Origin of the sequence: Candidatus Nebulibacter yamunensis (assembly GCF_024208055.1) — a bacterium.
Lineage (GTDB): Bacteria > Pseudomonadota > Gammaproteobacteria > Francisellales > Francisellaceae > Caedibacter > Caedibacter lacustris.
On sequence record NZ_JAMBMW010000020.1, the window covers coordinates 20,703 to 31,985 of the forward strand.

The window sequence follows — 11,283 nt, forward strand, 5'->3', positions numbered from 1 at the left end:
TCCTTTAATACCTTTAATAGTAGTGAGGGATCAAGGGATTTTTGTTTGTACTAGAAAGCAATCACAAGGTATCAGAATCGGAAAGGAAAATGGGAAATACAGTTAAAGTAATGATGAAACTTTGCTTGGATAGTAGGTGATCGTATTGTCCCTTGTTTTTTTATAATTTTTATAAAAGGTAATGTCGTTAATAAATTCCTTAATCATATTAAAATTTGTTTTTGGCAAGACAGTTATTGTTGTATATCGTTTATAACTAGGAGCATGCCATTTTTTCATAATTTCATCATCTACTCGATCAAAAACCACTGTAATTGCATGGTCATTTTTCCAAGCATTTATATTATTTTCAATGGCATATTGTAAGATCTCATTAGCATTATTTAAGCACTTTATATACCTTTCTTTTAAACCATTGTATCCACCAATATTACGTATACCTTCATAAAGCAATATTGGGGAAATACCGTTTCTACTTCCAGCAATAGTTAAATCATTATTCTTGACATACTCAATTTCTCGATTCTTTAAATATTTTTTATTTACTAAAAAAATTCCAGAAGGAATTGGAGAGCCAATAAATTTATGACCACTAATATTTATTGAGTCAAAATCATAACCTAACTTTAATTGATATTTAGTGAAAGGTAAAAACGAACCATCAAAAGCCGCATCAGCATGAATATAATATTTTATATTAAATGCATCAGCATGTTTTTTAAACAGGTCAATATGGTCAATTGATGAGGTTATTGTACTTCCAAGAGTAGCGAAAAAGATAACAGATTTTCCTTTATTTAAGTTCAAAGTTGTAGATAAAGCGTCTTCTATAATATTCCCTTTTTCATCAGTTTTTATACGAATTAAAGGTAAATTGAGTATATTAGCAATTTTATCTATACAGTAATGAGCATACTCTGATGCTAAAATAATACAATTTGAACGATTTGAATCACTTAAATAGTTTCTGCCAAGCCAACATCCATTCAACGCTGCTTCAGTGCCACAATGAGAAATGTATCCCCACGACTCATGGTAACTACTTTTGTAAAGCTTTAGAAAAAAATGGATCACTTCTTTTTCATATTCATGCGAACTAAATGCGTTTGACAAATTTTCAGGGTTACCTAGATTATTTATGGAATAGTTAAGCACATCAGATAGATAATCATATTTAAAATCCGTAGCAGGAGGGTAACCAATATATAATTTACTATTATGAGAAAGACGCTCTATAAAATCTCTATTCATTTTTATACTATTTCCTTACATTTTACTTTTTCGTTACGTTTTACTCTAATCTAAACTTTCCCAAGTTCTGTTAGACAGTTAGCTCAATAATCATCTGAAGCCATGAGCTTTGTGATTTTTTTGGCTTAAATTTATCATTTTTGCAAACCCTTCGTTTATTAAAGTTGGCAACTATCAGCTTTATTGATGACTCCTTCTGAAAAATGCTTGCAAGTGAGTTAGTAAAAGCTGTAAGGTATCCATTCATGAGTTGCTCCAGTTTTTTTAGCAACCCTAAGATACAGGGATAAATTTTGATTTGCAGCTCATCAACAGCAAATTCTTACAAAATTAGGGAAAGTTCAGTTGATAAATTAAGCCTTAAAGAAATAGTGGCAGTAAGAAAAGTATTTTTAGCTAATTAAGGTACTTTTCCAGGTTATGGAAATCAAAAAAATAACGCTTCACTCAGGATTTTGCAAATTTTTCTTCATGTATGGAGATTATCTATGTTGTTTGGTGATGCGTATCACATGTCTCTTTGCTTCTAAGAGTGGTACGTTTACTTCAAACGTTTCAAAATATTGGTTTAAATTTTCCAAGGCTGTAAGCTCCAAATCCGCACCTTTCATTGCAATCAATTGTCCATCATTTGCAACAAGATGATGGCATAAATGATAAAAATCACCCACTGAACTAAATGCCCGTGAGATAATTGTATCAAATAAAGTCTTTGGTTGATATGACTCAATGCGAATGTTAATAGGTGTAATATTCTGCAAGCTCAGTGCTTTTTTGACATGATTTAAAAAACGAATTTTTTTGCCAACGCTATCGATCAAGACAAAATGCTTTTCTGACATTAAAATTGCCAAAGGCACACCTGGTAAACCACCACCACTTCCAACGTCAATGACTTGTTGACCCTTAATAAAACGGGCTACCGATAAGCTATCAAATAAATGCTTGACCAGCATCTCATTCCAATCAGTAATAGATGTCATATTATAGATTTTATTCCATTTTCTAAGCAAGACCAAGTAATTAACCCATTGGTTAATTTGCTCATCTGTAACAAGCAATGTTAATTTTTCAACCGCTTGACGAATCTTCACTTTCGTGTCATCCATCATATTATTTAAACAATCAATTGTGATCATTTTGTTTGGCAAGAAAGTTATACAATGAACTTGAGTATATACAGCTTGAAAAATATTTAACAGCAAAAAATTACTTATCTGCAGATAAGTAATTAATATTTGTTATACCCATAACCTAATCACATGCCAATCATTGAAATAAAAAAAGCGACTTCACGTCGCTTTTTAAGTATGATTGTGCACCTCTTGATACACAAAGATTAAAAACAGAGATTAAGATTGATTAATTTAGGCTAATTTGAACGTCAACACCCGCAGCAAGATCAAGTTTCATAAGGGCATCAACTGTTTTTTCAGTTGGCTCAACGATGTCGATCAAACGTTTGTGAGTTCTGATTTCATACTGATCACGTGCATCTTTGTTTACATGAGGTGAAATCAAAACCGTAAAGCGCTCTTTGCGTACAGGTAAAGGAATTGGACCCTTAACTTGTGCACCGGTTCTTTTTGCTGTCTCGACAATTTCTTTAGTCGATATATCAATCAATTTATGATCAAATGCTTTTAATCGAATGCGAATACGCTGATTATTAATATTTGTTGCCATTTTCTTTAAACCTTCTAAGTTACGAGTTACGCTTTTTAATGATTTCTTCTGCAATATTGCCTGGGACTTCTGCGTATTTTTCAAACTCCATAGAGAATGACGCACGCCCTTGAGAGATTGAACGCACGTTCGTCGCATAACCAAACATCTCTGCCAATGGCACCAATGCATTAACCACTTTACCACTTGGATTTTCATCCATACCAGAGATGATGCCGCGACGACGGTTCAAATCACCAATTACGTCACCCATATACTCTTCAGGCATTACAACTTCTACTTTCATCATTGGCTCAAGAAGAACTGCGGAGGCTTTTTGCGCACCCGCTTTAACTGCCATTGAGCCTGCAATCTTAAATGCCATCTCAGATGAATCCACATCATGATAAGAACCATCATAGAGTGTTGCTTTAACATCAATCATAGGATAGCCAGCGATTACACCATTTCGTAATTGCTCTTCAATACCTTTAGCAACTGCACCGATGTATTCTCTTGGCACTACACCGCCAACGATATCATCAACGAATGCAAAGCCTTTGCCCATTTCTTGAGGCTCAAGCTTAATCCAAACGTGACCATACTGTCCACGACCACCTGATTGACGTACAAACTTGCCTTCAGCTTCAACACCTTGTTTGATCGTTTCACGATATGCTACTTGAGGATTACCAACGTTTGCCTCCACTTTGAATTCACGTTTCATGCGATCAACGATAATTTCTAAATGCAGCTCTCCCATCCCTGAAATAATAGTTTGACCTGACTCTTCATCTGTTTTCACCCGAAATGATGGATCTTCTGCTGCTAAACGACCCAATGCAATCGACATTTTCTCTTGATCAGCTTTAGATTTTGGCTCTACTGCAACTGAGATAACTGGCTCAGGGAAATCCATACGCTCAAGCGTAATAATATTATTTTCATCACAAAGTGTGTCACCTGTTGTTACTTGTTTTAAACCAATACAAGCAGCAATATCACCTGCACGCACTTCTTTAATTTCATCACGCTTATTAGCGTGCATTTGTACAATACGTCCAATACGCTCTTTTTTACCTTTCACAGGATTATAAACTGCATCACCTGACTTCAACACTCCTGAATAAACACGGATAAATGTTAAGTTTCCAATAAATGGGTCTGCGGCAAGTTTAAATGCAAGGGCAGCAAATGGTTCTTCATCAGATGACTTACGTGAAGCTTCACTACCATCTTCTAGCTCACCACGAATAGCTGGAACATCATGTGGTGCTGGTAAGTAACGCACTACACCGTCAAGTACAGCTTGTACGCCTTTATTCTTAAACGCTGAACCACAAAACGCTAATACGATTTCGTTATTAATAACCCGTTGACGCAAAGCTGCATGAATTTCCTCTTCAGTTAGCTCTTCACCTTCAAGGTACTTATTCATTAATTCTTCATTTGCTTCAGCTGCTGCTTCAATCATTTCTTGACGAAGCTCTTCAGCATGTGCATAAAGCTCTTGCGGAATCTCTTCTAAAGTGTAAGTTAACCCTTTATCTTCCTCATTCCACATGATGGCTTTCATGCGCACAAGATCAATCACGCCTTTAAACTCTTCTTCGGCACCAATATTAAGCTGCACAGGGACAACAGTTGCCTTTAAGCGTGATCTAATTTGCCCTAACACACGTTCAAAATTCGCGCCAGCCCTATCCATTTTATTCACAAAAACGATACGTGGAACACCATATTTATTAGCTTGACGCCACACTGTTTCTGATTGAGGTTCAACACCTGATGAACCACAGAATACAACAACTGCGCCATCAAGCACACGCAAAGAACGCTCTACTTCAATCGTAAAATCAACGTGCCCCGGGGTATCAATGATGTTAATACGGTGTTTATCAAACTGTTTATCCATACCTTGCCAGAACACTGTTGTTGCAGCAGAGGTAATAGTAATACCACGCTCTTGCTCTTGTTCCATCCAATCCATTGTTGCTGCACCATCGTGCACTTCACCAATTTTATGTGAAACACCAGTATAGAACAATATACGTTCAGTTGTAGTTGTTTTACCTGCATCCACGTGGGCACAAATTCCAATATTTCTATATTTTTCAATCGCAGTCATACGTGACATGAGTTTTCTCCAATATTACCAACGGAAATGCGCAAATGCTTTGTTAGCTTCAGCCATTTTATGCGTATCTTCACGCTTTTTAACAGCTGAACCACGTCCTTCTACAGCTTCCATTAACTCAGCAGCAATACGAAAGCCCATACTTTTTTCTTTACGTTTACGTGCTGCATCAATAATCCAACGCATAGCAAGCGTCATTTGACGCTCAGCTCGCACTTCAACTGGAACTTGGTAAGTTGCACCACCGACGCGGCGAGATTTAACCTCAACCATAGGCGCTACTGCTTCTAAGGCTTTTTCAAAAACCTCAGTGGCTTTTTCCCCTGATTTTTTTACTTCAATTTGATCAAAAGCGCCATAGACAATTTTCTCAGCTATAGACTTTTTACCTGATAACATGATGTGATTAATGAATTTTGCAACGATCTCACTTTTAAACTTCGGATCTGGCAATACTTCGCGTTTTGGTGCTCGGTTTCTTCTAGACATTTTATCTTTCCTTTAACCTAAATAAATGAATTAAAATTATGCTTTAGGACGCTTAGTACCATACTTAGAGCGACCTTTTTTACGGTCCTTAACACCTGATGTATCAAGTGCACCGCGAACGGTGTGATAACGCACACCTGGTAAGTCTTTCACACGACCACCACGAATAAGAATAACGCTATGCTCTTGAAGATTATGACCTTCACCACCAATATAGGTGGTCACTTCAAATCCACTGGTCAATCTTACACGCGCTACTTTTCTTAACGCTGAATTTGGTTTCTTAGGGGTCGTTGTGTAAACACGCGTACATACGCCACGTCTTTGCGGACATGACTTCAAGGCTGGTACATTCGTTTTAACAACCTTTTTCTTGCGCGGATTGCGCACCAACTGGTTAATAGTTGCCATTATTTACTCCGTAGTTTTTTAAACATCTAATCTTTGCATAAACTAAAAAGACGCGGAATTATATACAAAAACAAGCAAAAATTGCAAGCTGATAATTCCATTTTCCATCAATCATTTTAAAGATCAAACCTTACCTTAAAGATTAGAAAAACAAAAAGGGGCTTTCGCCCCTTTTAAATTCAGTCTGGCATAAGCCAAACTATCAATGACTAAATAACGATGGAACTACATCATTCCACCCATACCGCCCATGCCACCCATACCAGCAGCACCCATATCAGCTTTTTCTTCTTTTATCTCACCAACCATAGCTTCAGTTGTAATCATCAAACCAGCAACGGAAGCAGCATGTTGAAGTGCAGAACGCACTACTTTAGTTGGATCTAAGATACCCATTTCGATCATATCGCCATAAGTATCGTTTGCTGCATTGTAACCATAGTTACCTTCTTTAGCACGTATATTATTAACAACAACAGATGCTTCACCACCTGCGTTTTTAACGATTTGACGCAAAGGCGCTTCCATTGCACGACGTGTTAATTCAATACCATGATTTTGGTCTTCATTATCACCTTTTAAGTTAATAAGCGTAGCTTGTGCACGAAGAAGTGCAACACCACCACCAGCAACAACACCCTCTTCAACTGCAGCACGTGTTGCATGAAGGGCATCGTCCACACGATCTTTTTTCTCTTTCATTTCGACTTCAGTCACCGCACCAACACGGATAACTGCAACGCCACCAGCAAGCTTAGCCAAACGCTCTTGAAGCTTCTCACGATCATAATCAGAAGTTGCTTCCTCCACTTGTTTTTTAATTTGGGCTATACGAGCATTTATACTTGCCTTTTGCCCTGCACCATCAATAACAGTTGTATCATCTTTTGTTATTTGTATACGACTTGCTCCACCCAAATGCTCAACAGAAGCTTTTTCAAGTGTCAAACCAACCTCTTCAGCAATTACAGTCGCGCCTGTTAAAATTGCAATATCTTCCAGCATTGCTTTACGACGATCACCAAATCCAGGTGCTTTTACAGCAGCAACTTTTACAACACCACGAATATTGTTTACCACAAGTGTTGCAAGTGCCTCACCTTCTACATCTTCAGCAATGATCAACAAAGGCTTACCAGATTTAGCGACACCTTCCAATACAGGCAACAACTCACGGATATTAGAGATTTTCTTGTCAACGATTAAGATATAAGGATTCTCTAATTCAGCAGTCATATTTTCTTGGTTAGTGGCAAAGTAAGGTGATAAATAACCACGATCAAACTGCATGCCCTCTACAACATCAAGCTCATCTTCAAAGCCCTTGCCTTCTTCAACAGTAATCACACCTTCTGATCCTACTTTTTTCATCGCTTCGGCAATGATTTTACCGACTGTTGCATCAGCATTTGCAGAAATCGTTCCTACTTGCTCAATCGCTTTGTTATCTGCACAAGGCTTAGATAATGCTTTAAGCGCTTCAACCGCTTTTATAGCTGCTTTATCAATACCACGTTTAAGGTCCATTGGGTTCATTCCCGCTGCAACCGCTTTTAACCCTTCAGTTAATAGTGCCTGCGCTAAAACAGTTGCCGTTGTTGTACCATCACCTGCGATATCTGCTGTTTTAGATGCAACTTCTTTAACCATTTGTGCACCCATGTTAGCAAACTTATCTTTTAACTCGATTTCTTTGGCAACAGAAACACCATCTTTAGTAATTGCTGGCGCACCAAATGATTTTTCTAAAACCACATTACGACCTTTAGGACCAAGCGTTACTCTTACAGCGTTTGCTAACGTATTGACACCTTCTAACATACGAGCACGTGCATCATCTGAAAACATTACTTCTTTAGCGGCCATGTCTTTTCCTCTTTTAAACTTTATTAATTTAACCAAAAATAAACTATTTCAACTTAGCAGTATGCGCAAATTACTCAATCACTGCCAATATATCTTCTTCACGCATCATCAATAGCTCTTCACCATCAACTTTGACTTCATTCCCGGCGTATTTCCCGAATAAAATCGTATCACCCACTTTCACGTCCAATGCACGAACAGCACCATCTGTTAGGATTTTGCCATTTCCAGTTGCAATCACTTTACCTTGCATCGGTTTTTCTTTTGCGCTATCGGTTAAGATAATACCACCTGTTGATTTTTGTTCTTCTTCAGCGCGACGAACCAACACTCTATCATGTAAAGGGCGAATTGCCATATGTTTACTCCTTCTTTTAAGCTATGTTAAACATGTTGTTGTTTATTGCAGGCAGATATATGGTGATAGCAAATTTCTTTTCAAGAATTTTTTTTGATTTTTTTATTTTTTATTGGAAATAACCAAATTTTTCAGACCAAATCTAGTGCTACGCCTTCGATTACATTACAAAGCAAAAGGTAAGCGATTATTCAATTCATCCTTGAGTCGACTCTTGATTTCTGAGGTACTCGCTTTGATTAAGGTACTCTGTACTTGACTTTGATCGATTTGCACAACTGGATTATTTAAACTTCCCATCAATTTTATACTTATTGGTAAGCGATCTATCATTTTATTCGCATCAGAAATTGATAAGTTAGCATTTTGGAAAATCAAATTAACTGGTAGATCAAGTATTATTTCATCGCCTTGCCACTGCCATTTACCTTGTGCTTCTAGTGAATAAGTTTTTGCAGATAGACCAAAACCCTTGCTAAACTTAATATCCTGAAGAAGTTTATCAGCAGGCATATCTTTCAATTCCAGTGAAAACATATTCGCTATCTTTGAGTGATTCGCGCTAATGAGTTTCGCCTTGATCGTTTGGTCTTTTGAGACAATCCTAATTGCCGTTGGTGCTTTAATGAGCCACGGCTGTGTTGAAACGTTACTGGCGATAGCGTTAAAGATTAAATTATTTGAATAGTTAATATTATTAACCGTAAGCTTTGTAATTGTGAGAGTTGGGGTGTTAGTGATTAAATCAGTCGCTTGTCTATCTGCGTAGTGATACATTTGAGTTACCTTAGCTTCTTGCTGTTTTACATCAGCTGACTCATGTTTAGCTGTATCAGGAACAAGCCAACCCAAGAGACACTTAAGTTGCTTTAGATATGATTGATATTGCTGTACATTTTGCACGTAATACTTTACATCGAAGTCTTTTATATGTTGAGTTTGTGCTTGTTGTACGACTTTATCTTCTTTTGGCGTGGGAATAATTGATGTGTCTATGTTCGGTAAATAAAGCATTGCTTTTATAGTACGCGGCTGATTTGTTAACACGTCGTTTATAACAACATTACTCAGAGTCAACCTTTTTGTTAACAACTCGCTTACATTCACCTGCATCGTGAGTGTTTTCGCATAAAAACGATTTTGATTTAAGTCCTTAGGATCCGCAATCTCAAGCCCTGTGATATTGAGTTTACCATTAAACATATCAAGCTTAAACGTATCAATCTCAACTGTTGCACCGTTTATTCTAGTCAACTCAGAAACCAAAATATTTTTTAACATTTGTGACTGCAAAAGACCACTTAAAACAAATATAAACACAATCACTACAGCAATAATAATGACACCCAAGATCCGAAAAGGATGTTTAAGCCTTCTATTTCTTAACTTCACCCAATCAATTTTGTGCACAGACTGTCCAAAGATAATCCAGCTAATCATTTTAATTAAGCGCTTATTAACGATATTGTCATATAGGGTTTCCTCAGTTTGCATTATTGCCATTTTGGCTTTTACAAGTGAAACCAACTTAGTGATCAAGTAACCAAAGATCAGACCCAAAATAAGTGCTAAAACAAAACTTCCTGTTACCAAATAATAATCAAATCCTGCATAGGCAAACACAGGTGTATTAATCATCCATTTTAAAATGCCTTGTAAAAACCCATCTAATACAAACACGCCAACGTGATAGGAAACAACCTCCAAAGTAAATGAAAGTAACCTGGCAACGGCATATATAATTGCGGCAACGACCAAATTGACATTAAGCAATATCAATAACCCAATTACAATAATATATAGTAATGGTGCATAGCTAAACCCTGGTAAGAAACCAATCATTCCCCCAAACAGTATAGCTAAAAAAAGCTGCATTGGATTTGATTGCCCTGTAACGATTTTGATTAATTTCTTTAATATTTTCATATTGCATCCTCCACCATACTCAATTCTCACTGTAATGAAATTCTTTTTATTCCTCAACGCTTAAATATTGAACTCTCAACAAATTCGCGTTTATCTTCTATTCTTTGGGCCTTCTTTATATTACGCATAGACTTCTACAAGTTCACCAGGTCTATCCATACCCTGCAACCTTAAAGCAACATCTCTTTTGCAAGCTCAACAAAAGTTTTAATTTTGGGTTGCACATATTGATGCTTTTGATAGTACATGTTGACATTCACTACCTGAGAACTGAAATCGCTCAATTGAACCTCTACTAACTCACCTTTTTTTAGCTCATGCTCAACAATATATCGATGCACTTGAATAATACCCATATCGGATAATACAAAATTCTTCATGCAATCTATATTATTTGCTTTTAACCTTGTTGCCCAAAAATGACTTTGATTATCTGTTTTACCAACAATTGTTGCGGCTCGTGCACTATGCGGAATAAATTGATGTTGTTTAAGTTGCTGTAAACTTTTAGGTATCCCATGTCGATTCAAGTATGAGTTAGTTGCACAAAAAACGTAATCTGTTTCCATAAGTTTACGTGCAACGACATCATCACTCGGTCTCCAGTTCACTCCAAATGCAACGTCAATATTTTCTTGATATAAATGTGGCATCCGTTCTTCTATTATCAGTGAAACATTCATTTTTGGATATAACTGTAAATATTGCTTGATCAACTTTGTTAAATACTGTTTAGCAAAAAATGCATTACTGCTGATCACCAACTCACCCTTTGGATGTTCATCAAAACTGCCGATGAGTTGCTTAATACCAAACCACTCGTTTTCTAAACGCTGACATTGCTCAAAGAGCTTATGACCCTCCTCAGTAAGGCTAACTTGTCGAGTTGTGCGAATAACCAACTTCACTTTTGTCATCAATTCTAGCTGTTTAATGTTTTGACTAATTGCCGATTTTGAAATACCCAAGTAATAGGCAGCTTTTGTAAAACTTGCAAACTTTGCTACAGCTAAAAATGACTCTAGTTGAACCAATGAAAACGCATCTTTAAACATTAGAGTTCCTTCCAAACCGTATTTAATCTAGCAAAATAGCTATTTAAAAATTAAAGGTGGATATGATCAATGAGATGGGAAACGATAAACAAGTTAGCAGCAGATGAGTTTCGTCGTTTAACAGG

At 36.8% G+C, this 11,283-nt stretch carries 10 protein-coding genes; all 10 read right to left on the minus strand.

Annotation, left to right across the window (positions count from 1 at the left end):
* Positions 1-102: 102 nt before the first annotated feature.
* Complete coding sequence (locus tag M1V25_RS08605) at positions 103-1,251, minus strand: histidine decarboxylase (protein WP_116963882.1); 1,149 nt, start codon at positions 1,249-1,251, stop codon at positions 103-105.
* Positions 1,252-1,733: 482 nt separating this feature from the next.
* Positions 1,734-2,360: a 16S rRNA (guanine(527)-N(7))-methyltransferase RsmG gene (rsmG, locus tag M1V25_RS08610; RefSeq protein ID WP_498843030.1), complete on the minus strand. Its 627-nt coding sequence runs from the start codon at positions 2,358-2,360 to the stop codon at positions 1,734-1,736.
* Between the two features lie 253 nt (positions 2,361-2,613).
* Positions 2,614-2,937, minus strand: a complete 324-nt coding sequence (gene rpsJ / locus M1V25_RS08615; RefSeq protein ID WP_476702588.1) for a 30S ribosomal protein S10 — start codon at positions 2,935-2,937, stop codon at positions 2,614-2,616.
* Positions 2,938-2,956: 19 nt separating this feature from the next.
* Positions 2,957-5,053, minus strand: a complete 2,097-nt coding sequence (fusA, locus tag M1V25_RS08620) for an elongation factor G (protein ID WP_116963881.1) — start codon at positions 5,051-5,053, stop codon at positions 2,957-2,959.
* 15 nt (positions 5,054-5,068) lie between these two features.
* On the minus strand, positions 5,069-5,542 hold the full coding sequence (rpsG, locus tag M1V25_RS08625; RefSeq protein WP_116963880.1) for a 30S ribosomal protein S7: 474 nt from the start codon (positions 5,540-5,542) through the stop codon (positions 5,069-5,071).
* Between the two features lie 36 nt (positions 5,543-5,578).
* Positions 5,579-5,953 carry a 30S ribosomal protein S12 gene (rpsL, locus tag M1V25_RS08630; RefSeq protein ID WP_116963879.1) on the minus strand — a complete coding sequence of 125 codons (375 nt, stop codon included), beginning with the start codon at positions 5,951-5,953 and terminating at the stop codon, positions 5,579-5,581.
* Between the two features lie 225 nt (positions 5,954-6,178).
* Positions 6,179-7,819, minus strand: a complete 1,641-nt coding sequence (gene groL / locus M1V25_RS08635) for a chaperonin GroEL (protein ID WP_116963878.1) — start codon at positions 7,817-7,819, stop codon at positions 6,179-6,181.
* 70 nt (positions 7,820-7,889) lie between these two features.
* The gene (gene groES / locus M1V25_RS08640) at positions 7,890-8,177 is read right to left on the minus strand and encodes a co-chaperone GroES (protein WP_116963877.1); all 288 of its coding nucleotides are present in this window, start codon (positions 8,175-8,177) and stop codon (positions 7,890-7,892) included.
* Between the two features lie 165 nt (positions 8,178-8,342).
* On the minus strand, positions 8,343-10,103 hold the full coding sequence (locus tag M1V25_RS08645; RefSeq protein ID WP_498843027.1) for a DUF2062 domain-containing protein: 1,761 nt from the start codon (positions 10,101-10,103) through the stop codon (positions 8,343-8,345).
* Positions 10,104-10,273: 170 nt separating this feature from the next.
* Complete coding sequence (locus tag M1V25_RS08650) at positions 10,274-11,158, minus strand: LysR family transcriptional regulator (protein WP_498843028.1); 885 nt, start codon at positions 11,156-11,158, stop codon at positions 10,274-10,276.
* Positions 11,159-11,283: the final 125 nt, after the last annotated feature.